At 72.5% G+C, this 19,256-nt stretch carries 18 protein-coding genes and 2 rRNA genes; 14 read left to right on the forward strand and 6 right to left on the reverse strand.

All coding sequences use genetic code 11. From position 1 onward, the window contains the following. The 6 genes from ACFVVX_RS00005 to ACFVVX_RS00030 all read left to right on the forward strand — a co-directional run. Window positions 1-93 (forward strand): 23S ribosomal RNA (locus ACFVVX_RS00005); the annotation flags it as partial. Between the two features lie 86 nt (window positions 94-179). Continuing rightward, window positions 180-296 (forward strand): 5S ribosomal RNA (gene rrf, locus ACFVVX_RS00010). A 153-nt stretch (window positions 297-449) separates the two neighbouring features. Then, on the forward strand, window positions 450-533 hold the full coding sequence (locus ACFVVX_RS00015) for a putative leader peptide (RefSeq protein ID WP_387940615.1): 84 nt from the start codon (window positions 450-452) through the stop codon (window positions 531-533). Window positions 534-737: 204 nt separating this feature from the next. Further along, entirely contained in the window at window positions 738-1,757 is a 1,020-nt protein-coding gene (locus ACFVVX_RS00020; protein ID WP_387939596.1) for an ABC transporter substrate-binding protein, read from the forward strand. A 6-nt stretch (window positions 1,758-1,763) separates the two neighbouring features. Continuing rightward, window positions 1,764-2,591, forward strand: coding sequence for an ABC transporter ATP-binding protein (locus tag ACFVVX_RS00025; protein WP_387939598.1), 828 nt, complete (start codon window positions 1,764-1,766; stop codon window positions 2,589-2,591). Then, the gene (locus tag ACFVVX_RS00030; RefSeq protein ID WP_387939600.1) at window positions 2,588-3,541 is read left to right on the forward strand and encodes an ABC transporter permease; all 954 of its coding nucleotides are present in this window, start codon (window positions 2,588-2,590) and stop codon (window positions 3,539-3,541) included. Before ACFVVX_RS00025 ends, ACFVVX_RS00030 begins: the two co-directional genes overlap by 4 nt. Before the next feature lie 91 nt (window positions 3,542-3,632). Here the strand turns inward: ACFVVX_RS00030 and ACFVVX_RS00035 are convergent, their stop codons facing one another. Together ACFVVX_RS00035 and ACFVVX_RS00040 are read right to left on the reverse strand one after the other, a co-directional pair. Beyond that, a complete protein-coding gene (locus ACFVVX_RS00035) occupies window positions 3,633-4,958 on the reverse strand; it encodes an LLM class flavin-dependent oxidoreductase (protein WP_387939602.1) in 1,326 nt (441 codons plus the stop codon). 191 nt (window positions 4,959-5,149) lie between these two features. After that, the gene (locus tag ACFVVX_RS00040) at window positions 5,150-6,355 is read right to left on the reverse strand and encodes an ROK family protein (protein ID WP_387939604.1); all 1,206 of its coding nucleotides are present in this window, start codon (window positions 6,353-6,355) and stop codon (window positions 5,150-5,152) included. A 219-nt stretch (window positions 6,356-6,574) separates the two neighbouring features. Between ACFVVX_RS00040 and ACFVVX_RS00045 the strand changes: the two genes are divergently transcribed. From ACFVVX_RS00045 to ACFVVX_RS00060, 4 genes are all read left to right on the forward strand, one after another. After that, complete coding sequence (locus ACFVVX_RS00045; protein WP_387939606.1) at window positions 6,575-9,244, forward strand: ATP-binding protein; 2,670 nt, start codon at window positions 6,575-6,577, stop codon at window positions 9,242-9,244. A 14-nt stretch (window positions 9,245-9,258) separates the two neighbouring features. Further along, window positions 9,259-9,939, forward strand: a complete 681-nt coding sequence (locus tag ACFVVX_RS00050; RefSeq protein WP_387939608.1) for a response regulator — start codon at window positions 9,259-9,261, stop codon at window positions 9,937-9,939. Between the two features lie 125 nt (window positions 9,940-10,064). Then, entirely contained in the window at window positions 10,065-10,472 is a 408-nt protein-coding gene (locus ACFVVX_RS00055; protein ID WP_387939610.1) for an OB-fold nucleic acid binding domain-containing protein, read from the forward strand. A 2-nt stretch (window positions 10,473-10,474) separates the two neighbouring features. Continuing rightward, the gene (locus ACFVVX_RS00060; protein ID WP_387939612.1) at window positions 10,475-11,227 is read left to right on the forward strand and encodes a DUF3159 domain-containing protein; all 753 of its coding nucleotides are present in this window, start codon (window positions 10,475-10,477) and stop codon (window positions 11,225-11,227) included. A gap of 81 nt (window positions 11,228-11,308) precedes the next feature. Here ACFVVX_RS00060 and ACFVVX_RS00065 read toward each other — a convergent pair whose 3' ends face one another. Both ACFVVX_RS00065 and ACFVVX_RS00070 read right to left on the reverse strand, forming a co-directional pair. Beyond that, window positions 11,309-11,980, reverse strand: coding sequence for a potassium channel family protein (locus ACFVVX_RS00065; protein ID WP_387939614.1), 672 nt, complete (start codon window positions 11,978-11,980; stop codon window positions 11,309-11,311). Beyond that, window positions 11,980-12,648, reverse strand: coding sequence for a potassium channel family protein (locus ACFVVX_RS00070; RefSeq protein ID WP_387939616.1), 669 nt, complete (start codon window positions 12,646-12,648; stop codon window positions 11,980-11,982). Before ACFVVX_RS00070 ends, ACFVVX_RS00065 begins: the two co-directional genes overlap by 1 nt. Window positions 12,649-12,877: 229 nt before the next feature. Here ACFVVX_RS00070 and ACFVVX_RS00075 point away from each other — a divergent pair, with 229 nt between their 5' ends. Continuing rightward, entirely contained in the window at window positions 12,878-14,947 is a 2,070-nt protein-coding gene (locus tag ACFVVX_RS00075) for an APC family permease (protein ID WP_387939618.1), read from the forward strand. Window positions 14,948-15,255: 308 nt separating this feature from the next. After that, window positions 15,256-16,611 (forward strand): class I SAM-dependent RNA methyltransferase, encoded by a 1,356-nt coding sequence (locus ACFVVX_RS00080; RefSeq protein WP_387940617.1) that lies wholly within the window; start codon window positions 15,256-15,258, stop codon window positions 16,609-16,611. 224 nt (window positions 16,612-16,835) lie between these two features. Here ACFVVX_RS00080 and ACFVVX_RS00085 read toward each other — a convergent pair whose 3' ends face one another. Beyond that, on the reverse strand, window positions 16,836-17,030 hold the full coding sequence (locus ACFVVX_RS00085) for a hypothetical protein (RefSeq protein ID WP_387939620.1): 195 nt from the start codon (window positions 17,028-17,030) through the stop codon (window positions 16,836-16,838). Between the two features lie 392 nt (window positions 17,031-17,422). Between ACFVVX_RS00085 and ACFVVX_RS00090 the strand changes: the two genes are divergently transcribed. Beyond that, entirely contained in the window at window positions 17,423-17,659 is a 237-nt protein-coding gene (locus ACFVVX_RS00090) for a toxin-antitoxin system HicB family antitoxin (RefSeq protein ID WP_387939622.1), read from the forward strand. Next, the gene (locus ACFVVX_RS00095; RefSeq protein WP_387939624.1) at window positions 17,656-18,078 is read left to right on the forward strand and encodes a fic family toxin-antitoxin system, toxin component; all 423 of its coding nucleotides are present in this window, start codon (window positions 17,656-17,658) and stop codon (window positions 18,076-18,078) included. The genes ACFVVX_RS00090 and ACFVVX_RS00095 overlap by 4 nt, the downstream gene beginning before the upstream one ends. Window positions 18,079-18,134: 56 nt before the next feature. Here ACFVVX_RS00095 and ACFVVX_RS00100 read toward each other — a convergent pair whose 3' ends face one another. Next, entirely contained in the window at window positions 18,135-18,989 is an 855-nt protein-coding gene (locus tag ACFVVX_RS00100) for a GNAT family N-acetyltransferase (protein WP_387939626.1), read from the reverse strand. Window positions 18,990-19,256 lie beyond the last annotated feature (267 nt).

A 19,256-nucleotide genomic window follows, 5' to 3' on the forward strand; every position in this document is an offset into this window, starting at 1 on the left:
GGCTCCCAGTAGACGACTGGGTTGATAGGCCGGATATGGAAGCCCTGTGAGGGGTGGAGTTGACCGGTACTAATAGGCCGAGGGCTTGTCCTCAGTTGCTCGCGTCCACTGTGTTGTTCTGAAACAACGACCCCCATGCCATGGTCACGGTGTGGGTGCGGTGAAAAGTTTCATAGTGTTTCGGTGGTCATAGCGTGAGGGAAACGCCCGGTTACATTCCGAACCCGGAAGCTAAGCCTCACAGCGCCGATGGTACTGCAGGGGGGACCCTGTGGGAGAGTAGGACGCCGCCGAACAATCATTCCAGAGAAGCCCTGACCGGTCACCGGTCAGGGCTTCTCTGCGTTTCCGGGACTTTCCGGGAGTTCTCGGACCGGCCGGCTGACGGGGTTTCTTCCGATGGCTGAACATTCGTTGACCCCGGTCGGGGCCGCTGCGACGCTGGGGGCGTGAGCCAATCCGAGCGCCTTGTGGGCCGCCTGCACGTCGATCTGCGACGTCACGCGAGCGCCCTCTGTGCTGTCTGTCGCTGACCGGCCTGCCGTGCCGGCGCAGTTCGCCGCGCTGACTCACCTGTCGGGCTGACCTTCTCGCCTGGCCATGCCGCCGCCGTTCCGCTTCCGGATGTCCGGACGTCCGGTGGCGCCGTCCGTCACCAGCGGGTGCCTCCGTCCGCCGCGTCCCCGCTCCCCGGCTTCCGTCCCCGTAGAAGCTTCCGTACCCGTAAAGGACCAGCCATGCCCGCTGCTGCTCAGCCGTCCCGCCGACACTTCCTCGCCCTGTCCGCCGTCGCGGCGGCGGCCGCCGCGTGCGGTCGGGCCACCGCGAGCAGCGGAGGAGGCACGGAGACCAGGAAACTCAGATACCAGGGCACCGTGGGGCAGGTGACCCTGCCCGAACTCGCCGAGGATCTGGGCTACTTGGGCGATGTGAAGCTGGAGTGGGTGGGCAACACCATCAGCGGGCCGCAGGACATCCAGTCGGCGGCGACCGGCCAGACCGACTTCGGCGGCGCGTTCAACGGAGCGGTGGTGAAGCTCATCGCGGCCGGAGCGCCGGTGAAGGCGGTGATCAGCTACTACGGCGTCGACGCCAACCTGTTCAGCGGCTACTACGTGCTGGAGGACAGCCCGATCCGGTCCGCGCGGGACCTGGTCGGCAAGAAGGTCGCGATGAACACCCTGGGGGCGCACAGCGAGGCGGTGCTCGACACCTACCTCCAGCGCAACGGCTTCGCGGCAGGGGAGTTGGGCAGGGTCGAGCGGATCGTGCTGCCGCCGGTCAACACGGAGCAGGCGCTGCGGCAGAAGCAGATCGAGGTCGCGGTGCTCGGCGGCATCCTGCGGGACAAAGCCGTGGCGGCCGGCGGGATCCGGCCGCTGCTCAGCGACTTCGACCTGCTGGGCTCCTTCAGTGCCGGTACCTACGTGCTGACCAACAGGTTCCTCAAGGCGAACCCCACCACCTCGAAGACCTTCGTCACCGGTGTGGCCAGGGCCGTGGAGTGGGCCAGGACGACGCCCCGCGAGGAGGTGGTCGCCCGCAGTGTGGAGATCGTCAGGAAGCGCGGCCGCAACGAGGACACCGCCACGCTGCAGTACTGGAAGTCGTTCGGGGTGGCCGAGCCGGGCGGCCGGCTCGGTGACCGGACCTTCCAGATCTGGATCGACTGGCTGACCACCCACGGCGACCTGAAGCAGGACCAGCTGAAGGCCGCCGACCTGTACACCAACGAGTTCAACGGCTACGGGAGTTGAGCAGCGATGACCGCGCACATCAGCTTCCGTCAGGTGACCAAGACCTTTCCGATCAGGGGCGGCGCCGTCTCCGGCCGCGGACCGGCCGTGTTCACGGCGCTGGACTCCGTCGAACTGGAGGTCCCGGCAGGTGAGTTCGTCGCGGTGGTCGGGCCCAGCGGTTGCGGCAAGTCGACGCTGCTCGACCTGCTCGGTGGGCTGACCGCGCCGACCTCCGGCGAGATCCTGCTGGGCGGCAGGCCGGTGACCGGTCCGGGGCCGGACCGCAGCATCGTCTTCCAGCAGTACGCGCTGCTGCCGTGGCGGACCGCGCAGGGCAATGTCGAGTTCGGCCTGGAGGCGATCGGTGTGCCGCGGCGGCAACGTGCCGCCCGGGCCCGGGAGTACCTGGACCTGGTCGGTCTGACGGGCTTCGAGGACCGGCACCCGCACGAGCTGTCGGGCGGGATGAAGCAGCGGGTGGCGATCGCCCGGAGCCTGGCCTACGACCCGGACGTGCTGCTGATGGACGAGCCGTTCGCGGCGCTCGACGCCCAGACCAGGGAGTCCCTGCAGGACGAGCTGCTGCGGATCTGGCGCAGCACCGGCAAGACGGTCGTGTTCATCACCCACGGCATCGAGGAGGCCGTCTACCTGGGCGGGCGGGTGGCCGTGCTCACCTCGCGGCCCGGGCGGGTGAAGGAGATCGTGGCGATCGACCTGGGGGAGCGGTCGGAGGGCCAGGACCTGCGGTCCAGCCCGGAGTTCGCGCGGTACCGGCATGAGATCTGGAGTCTGCTGCACGACGAGGTCAGCCGTGCGCAGCTGTTGGAGCGGGAGGTCAGCCAGGTATGAGCACCGATCTGAAGACGGCGGCGGTCGCCGACCGGGCCGTCGGGACGGGCGGGACGGGCGGGAACGGTGGGAGCGGCACGGCCGAGGAGGCCGAACGGGCCACGCGGGCGCCGCAGGACGCCCGGGAGGCCCCGGCCGCGGCGGTGGTGCGGCCGGGCCGTCCGGCGGTGGCGTTGCGGCGGTTGTCGAGGCTGCTGCTCGCCGGGCTCGGCAAGTCGGTGGCGGTGGCCGCGCTGCTGCTGCTCTGGGAGTTGGCGCCGCGCTTCGACCTGGTGGACCGGACCTTCCTGCCGCCGTTCTCCGAAGTGGCCGACGCCTGGGTCGGGTTGGTGGAGAGCGGCCAGCTGGCCGACAACACCTGGGCCAGTCTGACCCGTTCGCTGAGCGGGTTCGGGCTGGCGGTGGTGATCGGGGTGCCGCTGGGGCTGCTGATCGGCTGGTACCGGCCGGTGGCGAGCCTGTTGAGCCCGCTGCTGGAGCTGTTCCGCAACACGGCCGCGCTCGCACTGCTGCCGGTGTTCGTGCTGATCCTGGGGATCGGTGAGACGTCCAAGATCTCCATCGTGCTGTACGCCTGCCTCTGGCCGATCCTGTTGAACACCGTCAGCGCGGTGCGCAGCGTGGATCCGACGCTGATCCGCCTGGCGCGTTCGCTCGACCTCTCGGCGCCCCGGCTGTTCCAGAAGGTGATCCTGCCAGCGTCGGTGCCGATCGTCTTCACGGGCATCCGGCTGGCCGGGGCGGTCTCGATCCTGGTGCTGGTCGCCGCGGAGATGGTCGGGGCGAAGGCCGGGCTCGGCTACCTGATCAACGCCTCGCAGTACAACTTCGCGATTCCGCAGATGTACGCGGGGATCGTGACCATCTCGGTGATCGGGGTGGTCTTCAACCAGCTGCTGGTCGCCCTGGAGCGCCGGTTCACGGCCTGGCGTGCTCCGCTGGGCGGTTGAGGGACGTAGTACGGCGTGAGACCCGGGGCCGGGAGGGCCTCGGGTCTCACGCCGTACTGCCCGGACCCTAGGGTCCGTCTTTAGACGGATCCTAGGCGGCGGCGTAGCGGCCGGCCGGGCGGGGCAGGCCGTAGTGCTCGCGCAGGGTGCGGCCGGTGTAGCCGTCGCGGAAGAGGCCGCGGCGGCGCAGGATCGGCAGCACCTGCTCGGTGAAGTCGGTGAGCCCGCCGGGCAGGACGGGCGGCATGATGTTGAAGCCGTCGGCCGCGCCCCGGCCGAACCAGGTCCCGATGTGGTCGGCGATCTGCTCGGGGGTGCCGGTGACGACCTGGTGGCCGCGGCCGCCGCCGAGCCGGCCGACGAGCTGGCGCAGGGTCAGCCGGTCGCGCTCGGCCAGGTCGCGGATCAGCTCGAAGCGGCTCTTGGCGCCGTTGATCTCGGTGACCGGCGGCAGCGGGGGCAGCGGCTCGTCCAGCGGGTGGTCGGTGAGGTCGACGCCGAGGACGGTGGAGAGCACGCCGACCGCGCGGTCCGGGTTGATCAGCTCGTCCAGCTCCCGGTCCAGTCGCCGGGCCTCGGCCTCGGTGGAGCCGAGCACGGGCACGATGCCGGGCAGGATCTTGACGTGTCCGGGGTCGCGGCCCGCGGCGGCGGCCTGCCGCTTGAGGTCGGCGTAGAAGGCCTGGCCCTCCTCCAGGGTCTGCTGGGCGGTGAACACCGCCTCGGCCCAGCGGGCGGCGAAGGCCTTTCCGCTGGCGGAGGACCCGGCCTGGACGAGCAGCGGGTGGCCCTGTGGACTGCGCGGGATGTTGAGCGGGCCGCGGACCTGGAAGTGCTTGCCGACGTGGTCGATGTCGTGGACCCGGGCGGCGTCGGCGAACCGGCCGCTCGCGGGGTCGAGGACGAGTGCGCCGTCCTCCCAGCTGTCCCAGAGCGCGGTGACCACGTCCAGGAACTCGGCGGCCCGCTCGTAGCGGACGGCGTGCTCCTGGTTGGCGGTGCGGCTGAAGTTCTGGGCGGAGCGCTCGCCGGCCGAGGTGACGATGTTCCAGCCGGCCCGGCCGTGGCTGATGTGGTCGAGCGAGGCGAACTGGCGGGCCAGGTTGTAGGGCTCGGAGAAGCCGGTGGAGACGGTACCGATCAGGCCGATCCGCTCGGTCACCACGGCGAGCGCGGTGAGCAGGGTGAACGGTTCGAAGTGGCTGATCAGGCCCCACCCGCCGTCGGAGCGGGCCTCGACGCCGTCGGCGAGGAACACCGAGTCGAAGGACGCGGCCTCGGCCTCCTTCGCCAGTCGCTGGAAATGCGCGATGGAACCGGCGTCGGCCGGATCGGTGCGCGGATGGCGCCAGGCGGCCTCGTGGTGGCCGACGCCCATCAGGAACAGGTTGAAATGCAGCTGGCGGTTTTCGGGCACGGCGGAATCACTCCGGGAAGGGGAGGGAAAAGGGATACCCGAAATCCTTCCGGCCGGGCCCGGGGGCGACAACCATTCGCCAGGCCGTGGAATTAATCCGGCGTTGACGGGCGGTCACGCGTGACGGTCGGACACGGTGGTCCGGTGCGGTGGTCGTTCACGGTGGTCCGGCACGGTGGCCGGGCGGGCCGTCACCGGACGGCGCGCGCGGTGCGCAGCTCCATCGGCCGCTGGTAGACGCTGTCCAGTACCGGGGCGCAGGCCGCGACCGCGAGCACCTCGACGCCGAAGCCGGTCGCGGTGACCGACTGCTCGGGCCCGGCGTGCGAGTGGCGGCGGATCTGCTCGTACAGGTACGGGCGCAGCGAGGGCGCGACCATCAGGCCGGCCTCGCTGACCACCAGCACCTCGGGGTTGAGCATGTCGAGCAGCAGGGCGGCGGTGGGGGCGGCCAGCCGCAGCCGCTCCTCGAAGAGGCGCAGCGCGGTGCGGTCCCCGGCGCCGGCCAGAGCGAGCAGCAGGTCGAAGTCCGGTGCGGGGATGAGGCCCTGGGCGTGGGCGCGGCGGGCCAGGGTGTGTTCGGAGACGGTGGCCTGGAGGCAGCCGGTGCGCCCGCACGGGCAGGGCTCGGTGGAGCCGGGTACGGGGAGGTGGCCGATGTCCCCGGCCCGGGAGCGGCGGCCGTGCAGCACGGTGCCGCCGGTGGCGATGGCGGCGTCGACGACGTTGCCGATGAACAGCTGCACCAGTTCGGTGGCGCCGCTGCCGGCCCCGAAGAGCAGCTCGGCCCGGGCCAGGGCGCGGGCGTGGCCGTCGACGTGGACCGGCAGCCGGGTGGCGCCGACCAGGACCTCGCGGACGGGGACGTCGCGCCAGCCGAGCGGGCCGTGCTCGACGACGCTGCCGCGTTCGGAGTCGACCCAGCCACCGGTGACGACGCCGAGGCCGAGCAGCGAGTGCCCGGCGGCGCGGCGGGCCAGGAAGCCGGGGAGGTGGGCGCGGATCGCGGCGAGGACGGCGTCCGCGTCGCCGCGCCGGGGCAGGCGCTCGTGGGCGACGACCCGGCCGCGCAGGTCCAGCAGGGCGAAGGTGATCCACGGCACGCCGATGTGCACGCCGCAGGCGAGGTGGTGGCGGGTGTCGATGTCCAGCGGTAGCCGGGGGCGGCCGGCCCGGGGCGGGCCGTCGGCGGGCGGGAGCTCGCGCAGCAGCCCGAGGCCGGCGAGGTCCGCGGTGTGCCGGGAGACGGCGGCCGGGCTGAGCGCGGTGGCCCGGCCGAGGGCGGTCCGGGTGAGCGGGCCGCCGGCCAGGACGGCGCGCAGGACGGCCCCGGCCCCGCCGCCCTCCGCGGGCGGTCGGGCCCTGCCGGGGGAGGGCGGTGCGACCAGGGAGAGCATGCGGTTGATGCTTCCAGCGGCGTGTTGCGCGGGCGTGGCGGCGGCGTGAAGGGCCGGACCGCCCACCCCAGGGGCCTTAACCGCCGTCAATATGCCGCTAAAACTGCCTGATCAGCGCCCCGATCGGTGGAGAATCACCTGCCACGCCGTAGTCTCCAAGGTGAGGGGAACAGATGTCCGGGGTGGTACCCCGGGCAGGCCGGATCAAGAATGGTGCACATGGGACGCGGCAGGCTGCGGATCTTCCTCGGGGCGGCGCCCGGGGTCGGCAAGACGTACGCCATGCTGGCCGAGGCCCACCGCCGGCTGGAGCGCGGTACGGATGTCGTCGTCGGGTTCGTCGAGGACCACGGGCGCCGGAACACCGCGGAGCTGGTCCACGGTCTGGAGGTGGTCCCGCGCCGGGAGATGACCCACCGGGACGCCGCGTTCACCGAGATGGACCTGGACGCCGTCCTGGCCCGCCGCCCGCAGACGGTGCTGGTGGACGAGCTCGCGCACACCAACGTCCCCGGCAGCCGCAACACCAAGCGGTGGCAGGACGTCGAGGAGCTGCTGGCGGCCGGCGTCGACGTGGTCTCGACCGTCAACATCCAGCACCTGGAGTCGCTCGGCGACGTGGTCGAGGGCATCACCGGGGTGCGCCAGCGCGAGACCGTCCCGGACGAGGTGGTGCGGAGGGCCGACCAGATCGAGCTGGTCGACATGGACCCGCAGGCCCTGCGCCGCCGGCTGGCCCACGGCAACGTGTACGCGCCGGAGAAGATCGACGCCGCCCTCGCCCACTACTTCCGTCCGGGCAACCTCACCGCGCTGCGCGAGCTGGCGCTGCTCTGGACGGCCGACCGGGTCGACGAGTACCTGCAGCGGTACCGCGCCGAGCAGGGCATCCAGGGCACCTGGCAGGCCCGCGAGCGCATCGTGGTCGGCCTGACCGGCGGACCGGAGGGCGCGACGCTGATCCGCCGGGCGGCCCGGATCGCCGCCCGCGGCTCCGGCGGCGAACTGCTGGCCGTCCACATCTCCCGCTCCGACGGCCTGGCCGGCTCCGGTTCGGGCTCCTCGCAGGCGCTGATCGAGCAGCGGGCGCTGGTGGAGGGACTCGGCGGCAGCTACCACGCGGTGCTCGGCGACGACCCGGCCGCCGGGCTGCTGGACTTCGCGCGCGGCGTCAACGCCACCCAGATCGTGCTGGGCACCAGTCGCCGGCCCGCCTGGCAGTACGTCTACGGCCCGGGCGTGGGCACCACGGTGACCCGGGCGTCCGGCGACATCGACGTGCACATCGTCACCCACGAGCACGCCGCCAAGGGCCTCGGCCGGATCCCGATCCGCAAGGTCACCGACCTCGGCCGGACCCGGGCCGTCGCGGGCTGGCTGATCGGCCTCGGCGGGCCGCCGCTGCTGGCGCTGCTGCTGACCCACGTCGAGGGCCTCGGGCTCTCCACCGACATGCTGCTGTTCCTGTCGCTGACGGTGTGCGCGGCCCTGGTCGGCGGCCTGTTCCCGGCGATCGCCTCGGCGCTGGTCGGCTCCTCGGCGCTGAACTACTACTTCGCTCCGCCGATCCACACCTTCACCATCGACGAGCCGCAGAACATCATGGCGGTGGCGATATTCACCGCCGTCGGCATAGCGGTCGCCTCCGTGGTGGACCTCGCCGCGCGGCGCACCCACCAGGCGGCCCGCAGCCAGACCGAGGCGCAGACGCTCAGTGCGCTGGCCGGCACCGTGCTGCGCAAGGCGCCGAGTGGGGACGGCGTGCTGACCGCGCTGCTGGAGCAGGTCCGGGAGACCTTCCAGCAGGACTCCGCCGCTCTGCTGGAGCGGCCCGACCCGCTCCTGCCGTGGCAGACGGTGGCGGCGGCCGGTCCGCACCCGCCGCCGCGCCCCGAGGCCGCCGACGTGGACGTCCCGGTCGGCGACTCCCTGGCGCTGGTGCTGCGCGGGCGGGTGCTGCCCGCCGAGGACCGCCGGCTGCTCGGCGCGTTCGCCGCGCAGGCCGCGGTGCTGCTGGAGCGCCGCCGACTGGCCGGGGAGGCCGCCGCCGCCCGCCGGGAGGCCGAGGGCAACCGGATCCGCACCGCCCTGCTGGCCGCCGTCTCGCACGACCTGCGCACCCCGCTGGCGGGCATCAAGGCCTCGGTGAGCTCGTTGCGCTCGGCGGACGTCGAGTGGGACGAGGCGGACGAGGCCGAGCTGCTGGCCGTCATCGAGGCCGGCGCCGACCGGCTCGACCACCTGATCAACAACCTGCTCGACATGAGCCGGCTGCAGACCGGGACGGTCACGCCGCTCATCCAGGAGACCGACCTGGACGAGGTGGTGCCCTTCGCCCTCGGCGGGGTGCCGCCGGAGTCCGTTCGGCTGGACGTGCCGGAGACGCTGCCGATGATCCGGGCCGACGGCGGGCTGCTGGAGCGCTCGCTCGCCAACCTGGTCGAGAACGCCGTGAAGTACAGCCCGGACGGCGTCAAGGTGCTGGTCAAGGCCGACGCCCTGCACCCGGCGGGCGGCCGGGGCCGGGTCGAGCTGCGGATCGTCGACCGCGGGCCCGGCGTACCCGAGGACGCCAAGGAGCGGATCTTCGCGCCGTTCCAGCGCTACGGGGACGCCCCGCGCGGCGCCGGTGTCGGACTCGGGCTCGCGGTGGCGCGCGGCTTCGTCGAGGCGATGGACGGCACCGTCACCGCCGAGGACACCCCCGGCGGCGGACTCACCATGGTCGTCAGCCTGCCCGCCGTCGACCTGCCTGCCGTCGACCTGCCCGAAGTCAGCCTGCCCGCCGTCGACCGCCCGCCGGAGCCTGCCGAGACGCCGACGGCCGGGACGGCGGACCGCCCGGACCCCGTACGACCGCGCGACACCCACCCCTACCGACAGCTGTGAAAGGCGGAGCCCGTATGACCCGGGTCCTCGTCGTGGACGACGAACCGCAGATCGTCCGCGCGCTGGTGATCAACCTCAAGGCCCGCAAGTACGAGGTCGACGCGGCCCACGACGGCGCCGCCGCCCTGGAGCTGGCCGCCGCCCGCCACCCCGACGTGGTGGTCCTCGACCTCGGCCTGCCCGACATGGACGGCGTCGAGGTGATCAGGGGCCTGCGCGGCTGGACCAGGGTGCCGATCATCGTGCTCTCCGCCCGGCACGCCTCCGACGAGAAGGTCGAGGCGCTGGACGCGGGCGCGGACGACTACGTCACCAAGCCGTTCGGCATGGACGAGCTGCTCGCCCGGATGCGCGCCGCCCTGCGCCGGGCCGAACCGGTGGCCGGCGAGGACGACTCGCTGGTGGTCACCGACACCTTCACCGTCGACCTCGCGGCGAAGAAGGTCAACCGGGACGGCACCGACGTCCGCCTCACCCCGACCGAGTGGCACCTGCTGGAGGTCCTGGTCCGCAACGCCGGACGCCTGGTCAGCCAGACCCAGCTGCTCCAGGAGGTCTGGGGCCCGGCCTACCGCACCGAGACCAACTACCTGCGGGTCTACCTCGCCCAGCTGCGCCGCAAGCTGGAGCGCGACCCCTCGCACCCGCGCCACTTCATCACCGAGCCGGGCATGGGCTACCGCTTCGAGGGGTGAGCCGGGGGCGTGTCGGGGGTGAGCCGGGGGCCACCCGGCCTGGGCGGGCCGGACGGGCCGGGGACCGGACCCCCGGCGACTTCGCGGCCTGCCCCCGGGAGCCCGGAAACCGGTACCCTTCGGGCATGAGTGGTGACATCAGCAGCGACCAGCCGCAGGGCCGCTTCCGCCGCATGCTCAGCCGGCTGACCTCCTCCGCGGAGGAGCTGCAGGCCGAGGAGCTGCGCCAGGAGAGCGCGGCGGAGTCGGGCTGCACTCCGATCGCCAGCTGCGGGGACCGTGCACTGGTCACCGTCGCCGGCACCCTGCGAACCGTGACCCTGCGCCCCCGGGCCGGGGTGCCCGCGCTGGAGGCGGAGCTCTTCGACGGCACCGAGGCGCTGGACGTGGTCTGGCTCGGCCGCCGGTCCATCGCCGGCATAGAGCCCGGCCGCCGCCTGGTGGCCAGCGGCCGGATCAGCCACGCACGCGGGCGCCGCGTGCTGTTCAACCCCCGCTACGAGCTGCGTCCGGTCGGACACGGGAGCGAATGAGCGTGAGCAACCACCCCGGCGGCGAGACCGCCGCCCAGCTCGACCCGGTCGAGACCGCCGCCGGTGACGCGGTGGCCCGCGAGGCCGCCGCCCGCGAGGCCGCCTCCCGCGAGGCCGCCGACACCGTGATGAAGGCGTTCGGCGGTGTCCGGGGCATGGTCGACATGACGCTGCCCGGCCTCGTCTTCATCGTCACGTACAACATCACCCACCAGGTCCCGGCGGCCGCGTGGGCCGCGCTCGGCCTCAGCGGCCTGTTCGTGGTGGCCCGGCTGGCCCGGCGGGAGACCGTCCAGCACGCCTTCAGCGGCGTGTTCGGGGTCGCCATCGGTGCCTGGATCTCGATGAAGACCGGCAAGGCGGAGAACTTCTACCTGCCCGGCCTGCTCTGGAACGTCGGCTACGCCGTCGGCCTGGCCGTGTCGGCGCTGGTCCGCTGGCCGATGATCGGCCTGATGCTCGGCCCGATCACCGGCGAGATGTTCACCTGGCGCAAGCAGAATCCGGGCCGCCTCGCGGCCTACACCAAGGCCACCTGGGCCTGGGTGGTGATCATGGGCATCAAGCCGCTGATCCTCTTCCCGCTGTACTTCACCCACAACGTCAACCTGCTCGGCTGGCTGAAGGTGGCCCTCGGCATCCCGCCGATGCTGCTGGCGATGTACGTGACCTGGCAGATCCTGCTGAAGGCGCCGCCGCCGATCAAGGCGCAGCCGGACGACGAGCCCGACGAGAGGCCCGCCCGGGACGGATAGCGACGCGGGACGGACAGCGACGCGCGAGGGGCCCGCACTCGGATCGAGTGCGGGCCCCTCGCGCGTTCCGGGCGACCGGCTCTACTGGGCGCCGGAGGACGCCGAGAGCAGGTCCTCCAGCTCCTCCTCGCGCTCCTGCGCGGCCACGAAGAGCAGCTCGTCGCCGCCCTCCAGGGTGTCGTCCTTGCCCGGCGTGAGCACCCGGCCCTCGCGGATGATGGTCACCAGCGCGGTGTCCGGCGGCCACGGCACGTCGCCGACCCTCGTCCCGACCAGCTCGGTGTCGGCGGCCAGGGTCAGCTCGACCAGGTTGGCGTTGCCCTGGCTGAAGCGCATCAGCCGGACCAGGTCGCCGACGCTGACCGCCTCCTCGACCAGGGCGGACATCAGGCGCGGGGTGGAGACGGCCACGTCCACGCCCCAGGACTCGTTGAAGAGCCACTCGTTCTTGGGGTTGTTCACCCGGGCGACCACCCGCGGCACCCCGTACTCGGTCTTCGCGAGCAGCGAGACGACCAGGTTGACCTTGTCGTCGCCGGTCGCGGCGATCACCACGTGGCAGCGCTGCAGTGCGGCCTCGTCCAACGAGGTGATCTCACAGGCGTCGGCCAGCAGCCACTCCGCCATGGGGACCCGCTCCACCGAGATGGAGTTCGGGTTCTTGTCGATCAGCAGGACCTCGTGGCCGTTCTCCAACAGCTCGCCCGCGATCGAGCGGCCGACGGCACCGGCCCCGGCAATGGCGACCCGCATCAGTGACCCTCCTCTTCCGGGCCCTGCGCGAACGCGGCCTCGACCGCCGTCAGGTCGGCCCGGCGCAGCATCACGTGCACCAGGTCGCCCTCCTGCACCACCATCTGGGACGTGGGGAGGACGCCCTCCCCGAGCCGGGTGACGAACGACACGCGGGCGCCGGAGGCCTCCTCCAGCGCGCTGATCCGGTGACCGACCCAGCGCGGGTCGTACGCGACCTCGGCGAGCTGGACGGTGCCGCTCGGGTCCTGCCAGAGCGGCTCGGCGCCGCTGGGCAGCAGCCGGCGCAGCATCTGGTCGGCCGTCCAGCGGACGGTGGCCACGGTCGGGATGCCCAGGCGCTGGTAGACCTCGGCGCGACGGGGGTCGTAGATCCGGGCGGCGACGTTCTCCACACCGAAGTTCTCCCGGGCGACCCGGGCGGCGATGATGTTGGAGTTGTCGCCGCTGGAGACGGCCGCGAAGGCGCCGGCCTCCTCGATGCCCGCCTCCCGCAGGGTGTCCTGGTCGAAGCCGACACCCGTCACCCGGCGGCCGTTGAACCCGGCGCCGAGGCGGCGGAACGCCGTCGGGTCCTGGTCGACGACGGCGACCGAGTGGCCCTGTTTCTCCAGCGCTCTGGCGAGGGCGGAGCCCACGCGGCCGCAGCCCATGATGACGATGTGCACCGGCGCTACCTCACCCGTCCCGTTGGGGTCTTGACCTGCGCAAACACCGTTCATCATCCTTCCCCGCCCCACTGTGCGGGGCGAGCGTTCTCGTGTGGCCTGACGCGACAACTTGAGTGTTGCCCGCCTGCTCGTATCCGACACGCTAGCCGGTCCACCGAACACAGTCGCGACGAAGGGGGGGCCATAAGTCGGACCGCACGCCGAACAGCCCCTACGATTCCTTAACGTGCCTATGCCGACTGACCTTCCGAAACGCATCCTGATCGGGCGTGCGTTGCGCAGCGACAAACTCGGGGAGACGCTGCTCCCCAAGCGCATCGCGCTGCCCGTGTTCGCCTCGGACGCGCTCTCCTCGGTCGCGTACGCGCCCGAGGAAATCCTGCTGACGCTCTCCCTGGCGGGTGCCTCGGCCATCCACTTCTCCTGGCAGATCGGCGTCGTCGTCGCCATCGTCATGCTCGCGGTGGTGGCCTCGTACCGGCAGAACGTGCACGCGTACCCCAGCGGTGGCGGTGACTACGAGGTCGCCACCGTGAACCACGGGCCCAACTCGGGCCTGGTGGTCGCCAGCGCGCTGATGGTCGACTACATCCTCACCGTGGCGGTCTCCACCACCTCCGGCGTCGCGAACGTGGTCTCCGCGGTGCCCGCGCTGCGCGGCCACGAGCTGACCCTGTCCGTGGTCGTGGTCATCGTGCTGATGGGAATGAACCTGCGCGGGGTCCGCGAGTCCGGCTCGGCCTTCGCCGTCCCGACGTACGCCTTCATGGTCGGCGTGCTCGGCATGGTGGTCTACGGCGTGGTCCGGCACTTCGGCCTCGGGCAGGACATGCCCGCCGAGAGCGCCGGCTTCCACCTGCAGCCGACCGAGGGCAACGAGTCGCTGGCCGGCTTCGCCATGGTGTTCCTGCTGCTCAAGGCGTTCTCCTCGGGCTGCGCCGCGCTGACCGGTGTGGAGGCCATCTCCAACGGCGTGCCGGCCTTCCGCAAGCCGAAGAGCAAGAACGCGGCGACCACCCTGCTGATGATGGCGTCCATCGCCGTCGTGATGTTCATGGGCATCATCTGGCTGGCCCGCCTCACCGGCGTCCAGATGGCCGAGGAGCCCGCCGTCCAGCTGGGCGGCGCCCCCGGGGACTACCACCAGAAGACCGCGCTCGCCCAGATCAGCGAAGCCGTCTTCAACAACTTCACGCCCGGCTTCTACTTCGTCGCGGCCGTCACCGGCCTGATCCTGGTGCTCGCCGCCAACACCGCGTTCAACGGCTTCCCGGTGCTCGGCTCGATCCTCGCCCAGGACCGCTACCTGCCGCGCCAGCTGCACACCCGCGGCGACCGGCTGGCCTTCTCCAACGGCATCATCCTGCTGGCGCTGGCCGCGATCCTGTTCATCATCGCCTTCGACGCCGACCCGACCAGGCTGATCCAGCTCTACATCGTCGGCGTCTTCGTGTCCTTCAACATGAGCCAGTCCGGCATGATCCGGCACTGGACCAGGCTGCTGCGCACCGAGACCGACCCGGCCAAGCGCCGCCACATGCAGCGCAGCCGGGCGATCAACACCTTCGGCCTGGTGATGACCATGGCCGTCCTGATCGTCGTGCTCGCCACCAAGATCAGCCACGCCTGGATCGCGATCGCCGCGATGGTCGTGCTGTTCGTGATGATGAAGGCCATCCGCAAGCACTACGACCGGGTCTCCCACGAGCTGGTCGCCGCCGAGGAGCCGGACGACGTGGTGCTGCCCACCCGGGTGCACGCCATCGTGCTGGTCTCCAAGCTGCACAAGCCGGCCCTGCGGGCCCTGGCCTACGCCCGGCTGGCGCGCGCCCACACGCTGGAGGCCGTCACCGTCAACGTGGACCCGGCGGACACCGCGGCGCTGCGCAAGGAGTGGGACGAGCGCGGCATCGAGGTGCCGCTCAAGGTGCTGGACTCGCCGTTCCGCGAGATCACCGGCCCGGTCCTGGACTACGTGAAGAACCTGCGCCGCAGCAGCCCGCGCGACGTGGTCTCGGTCTACATCCCCGAGTACGTGGTCGGCCACTGGTACGAGCACCTGCTGCACAACCAGAGCGCGCTGCGGCTCAAGGGACGCCTGCTGTTCAAGCCCGGAGTGATGGTGACCTCCGTACCCTGGCAGTTGGAGTCCTCCGAGCGGCGCAAGCCGCAGAAGGCCTGGTCGGCCCCCGGCTCCGTCCGGCGTGGCGAGCCCCGGGCGCCGAAGGCCGTAAAGTCGAAGGTCTCCGCTCCGCCCGAAGGCACCGCTGACAGCAGCAAGGACTCCTCCCAGTGACCCGCAACACCCCGCCCCGCTCCAACGGCTCCTCGGGCAAGGGCGCCCGCAAGGGCGCCGCCAAGCCAGGCCAGGTCGCCCGGCCGCGCTGGGGCAAGCCCGTGCGCCCGGCCGCCACCGACCGCGACGGCTTCACCGCGCAGACCGCGCCGCTCGCGCCGGGCGAGCGCGCCCCCGAGCGCCCGGCGCCCGCCGAGCCGCGCAAGGAGAAGCCCAAGCAGGCCGCCAAGGAGAAGTCCCAGGGCGCCAAGGAGAGGTCCCAGGGCGGGGAGCGGCCGCGCAAGCAGGCCGTCCGCCCGCCCAAGGCGCTGCGCGCCGTTCGCGCGCCGCGCGCCGAGGCCGCCCCCCGGGGGCCCGGCGGCGATCCGCTGGTCGGCGAGCGCTACGAGGTCGAGGTCGGCCCGGTCGCGCACGGCGGCGGGCACTGCGTGGCCCGGCACGAGGGCCGGGTGCTGTTCGTCCGGCACGCGCTGCCCGGCGAGACGGTGGTCGCGCAGGTCACCGAGGGCACCACCAAGTCCCGCTTCCTGCGCGCCGACGCGGTGGAGATCCTCACCCCCGCGAAGGACCGGATCGCCCCGCCGTGCCCGTTCTCCGGGCCCGGCAAGTGCGGCGGCTGCGACTGGCAGCACGTCACGCCCGGCGGGCAGCGCAAGCTCAAGGTGCAGGTGCTCACCGAGCAGCTGGCCAAGCTGGCCGGCCTCACCCCGGCCGAGGCCGGCTGGGACGGCAGTGTTGAGCCGGTCGGCGGCAAGCTGCCGGCCGGGCAGGTGCCGGCCTGGCGCAGCCGGGTGCAGTACACGGTCGACCAGGAGACCGGCAAGGTCGGCCTGCGCAAGCACCGCTCGCACGACATCCAGCCGATCGACCACTGCCTGATCGCCTCCGAGGGCGTCACCGAGCTGGGCATCGAGGCCCGCGACTGGCCCGGTGTCACCTCGGTCGAGGTGATCGCGGCCTCCGGCTCCTCGGACCGCCAGGTCGTGCTGACCCCGGCGCCGGGCGCGCAGCTGCCGCTGGTGGAGCTGGACAAGCCGGTGTCGATCGCCCGGATCGACGACCACGACAACATCCACAAGGTGCACGGCCGCTCCTTCGTGCGCGAGCGCGCGGCCGGGCGGACCTGGCGGGTCAGCAACGGCGGCTTCTGGCAGATCCACCCCGAGGCCCCGGACACCCTGGTCGATGCCGTCCTGGACGGCCTGGACCCGCAGTGGGGCGAGAACGCGCTCGACCTGTACTGCGGTGTGGGCCTGTTCGCGGGCGCGCTGGCCGACCGGGTCGGCGAGGAGGGCGCGGTGCTCGGCATCGAGTCGTCCAAGCAGGCCGTCGTCGACGCCCGGCACAACCTGGCCGTGCTGGACAACGTCCGGATCGAGTGCGACCGGGTCGAGACGCTGCTGCCGCGCACCGGCATCACCGCCACCGACCTGATCGTCCTCGACCCGCCGCGGGCCGGGGCCGGTCGGGAGACAGTCGCGCACCTGGTCGGGCTGGGCGCCCGCCGGATCGCGTACGTGGCGTGTGACCCGGCCGCGCTCGCCCGTGACCTGGCGTTCTTCCGCGAGGGCGGCTACCGGCCGGTCTCGCTGCGGGCCTTCGACCTGTTCCCGATGACCCACCACTTCGAGTGCGTGGCGGTCCTGGAGCCGGCCGGCGAGTAGCCGTGACGTGACGGAGGCGGCACCCGGGGTTCCGGGTGCCGCCTCTGTGTGTTGTGCGGGGTGCTGCCTGTCGTGCGGTCGGTCGAGAAGGCGGAGAAGGTCGAGAAGGCGGAGAAGGTCGAGAAGGCGGAGAAGGTCGAGAAGGCGGAGAAGGTCGAGAAGGCGGAGAAGGTCGAGAGGATCGGGAGGGGTCGGGGCGGTCGTGGGGTCGGGTCCGCGGGCCGTCAGCCCTCGCCGTGCGCCTCGTCGGCGGTGTGCGGCAGGGTGATGCCGTGTTGGGCGGCGAGTCGGAGCAGTCCGGCGATCCGGCCCTCGTAGGCCTGGACGCCGTCGGCGTCCCCGTCGGCCCGGGCGGCCGCGAGTTCCTTGCGGGCCTGTGCGAGCTGCTCGCGCAGCTCCTGGTCGAAGATGGCTGTCATGTGCCGGCCTCCACACCGGTCGGTGCCGCTCCAGGGAATGCTCAGGGGGATTCAGACTCTACGAATGTGAAGAACTCTTCAAGTCTCGCTCCCCGTGGCGGCCCGGAGGGGCGGGGCAGGCCGGTCGGACGGGTGGTCCTGAAGGGGCCGCCCGGGCAGCGGGTGTCGAACGGTCCGGTCGTACGGGCGCTTTCGCGGGGAGGTGCGGCGCCGACCGGTCCCCGGAGCGGTGCGCGGGCGTCGTCGTCCCGGTCGGCTCCCGGGGGTTCGCGCCCCCGGCGCCGGGGCATGGGCCGGGGGTAGTGGAACCGTCGGGGTGGTGGGAGCCGGGGCGCGCAGGGGGTGTGCATGCGCCCTTGTTGTGCTAGCACTTCAGCGCTAGCTTGAGGTTCATGGGTAAGAAGCAGCTGAACGTCCGGGTGGACGCCACCACCGCGGAGATGGCCCGGGAACGGGCGGAGCAGCAGGGGATCAGCATGAACCAGTACATCGAGCGCCTGGTCCAGCAGGACATGGGCGAGGCCGGGCGGGCGTTCGTCGACGCCGCCGCCCAGTTCATGAAGGAGTACGAGACGGCCTTCCTGGCCGAGTTCGGCGGCGGGGCCGACCTCCAGGACGTGCGCCGTTGAACCTGGAGGTCGACCTCTCGTGGCTGCTCATGACCGCCGAGCAGTACACCCCCGGTGACCCGCAGGTCACCGACTACGGATCGCTGCTCGCCGCGGTCTCCCGCCACCAGGCCGAGATCTTCGACATCGCCGTCTACCCCGAACCGCAGGACCGCGCCGCCGCCCTGATGCACCAACTGATCCGGGTGCCGGCCCTGGAGAAGACCAACGAACTGTTCGCCACCGCCGTCGCCTACGCCTATCTGGTGGCCAGCGGCTGCACGGTGGCGACCACCGCCCGCGAGGTGCGCAGCCTCGCCCGGGCCATCCGCGAGGGCCGGCTCGGTGTGGCCGGGGTCGCCGAACGGCTGGCCGCCTGGGTCGTGGACGAGGCGGAGGACGAGGAGGTCAGCGGCGAGGAGGACGAGGACTCCGACTGACCCGCCCTCCCCGGCGGGTGCGGGTGCGGGTGCGTCGGGCCCGGGGCCGGGGCCGGTCAGGCTTCGGCGGGCTCGGCGATCAGGGCCGTCGCGAACGGGCGGAAGCCCAGCCGGCGGTAGATCCGGGCGACGTCCTCGTCGGCGGCGGACAGGAACACCGTCCGCACGCCGTTCGCCCGCGCGTGCGCGACCAGTGCCGCCGTCACCGCGAGACCGAGCCCCCGGCGGCGGGCCGACGGCAGGGTGCCGACACCGGCCACCTCGGTGACCGCGCCGACCGGGTTGTGCTGGCCCGCGCACAGTGCCGAGCCGTCCTGGACGGCCGCGGCGAGCACGGTGGCCCCGGCGGTGATCCGGCCGGCGATCCGGGCGACCGCGCCGTCCGCCGCCGACTTCTCGGCGGCCAGCGCCAGTTCCTCGGTGCCGGCGGCGCCCAGTCCGGTGCCCGGCTCGGCGAACGCCAGGTGCGCGACGGTCGCGGCGCTCGCCAGGTCCGGGTCGTCGGCGGCCAGGACCCGCACCGACACGCCCTCGGCCACGGCCGGCGCCGGGGCGTCCGACGCGTCGTCCGGGCCGAGCACCAGCAGCGGGTGCTCGTGCACCACCAGTCCGGCCTCCTCCACCGCCGCGCGCAGCAGCGGGTCGTGCTCGGCCACCCACTCGAAGGCCTCCGGCACCCCCAGCTCGCGCTGACGGGCCAGCACCCGGCGGACGTCCTCGGCGGTGGCGGCCGGACCGCCGTGGCCCAGCGCGGGCCGGGCGTAGTACGGCCAGCCCTCGCCGTCCCGGACGAACAGGCTGAGCGGACCGAAGTCCTCGACACGGGCGGCGGTGCGCGGCACGGCGTCGTAGTAGCGCTCGATCTCCTCGAGCAGCGGGCGGTGGGCGGGATCAAGATCAACGGAAGTCACGCCGTGCATCCAAGCAGGGCGGGCGCGGTCCTGCCAGCGTTTTGTACGGGCCGGTGGGGGGCGGCCGGGCCCGGGCGGCCGGTGCGCGGACCGGCCCCCCGGCGCGGCGCAGGCCGCCCGGGCCCGGGCATTTCGGACCGATTGTTGCCGAATGCTTACAGGCCGGGCGATCTTGCGTGCAGGCCGCGTGGCATCCTGGGGCCTTTACAGCTCTGCCGGGCGGGAACGGCGGACGTCCGCGCTGGGCGAGGCGAGGGGGATGACAGG

Origin of the sequence: Kitasatospora sp. NPDC058170 (assembly GCF_042883905.1) — a bacterium.
Lineage (GTDB): Bacteria > Actinomycetota > Actinomycetes > Streptomycetales > Streptomycetaceae > Kitasatospora.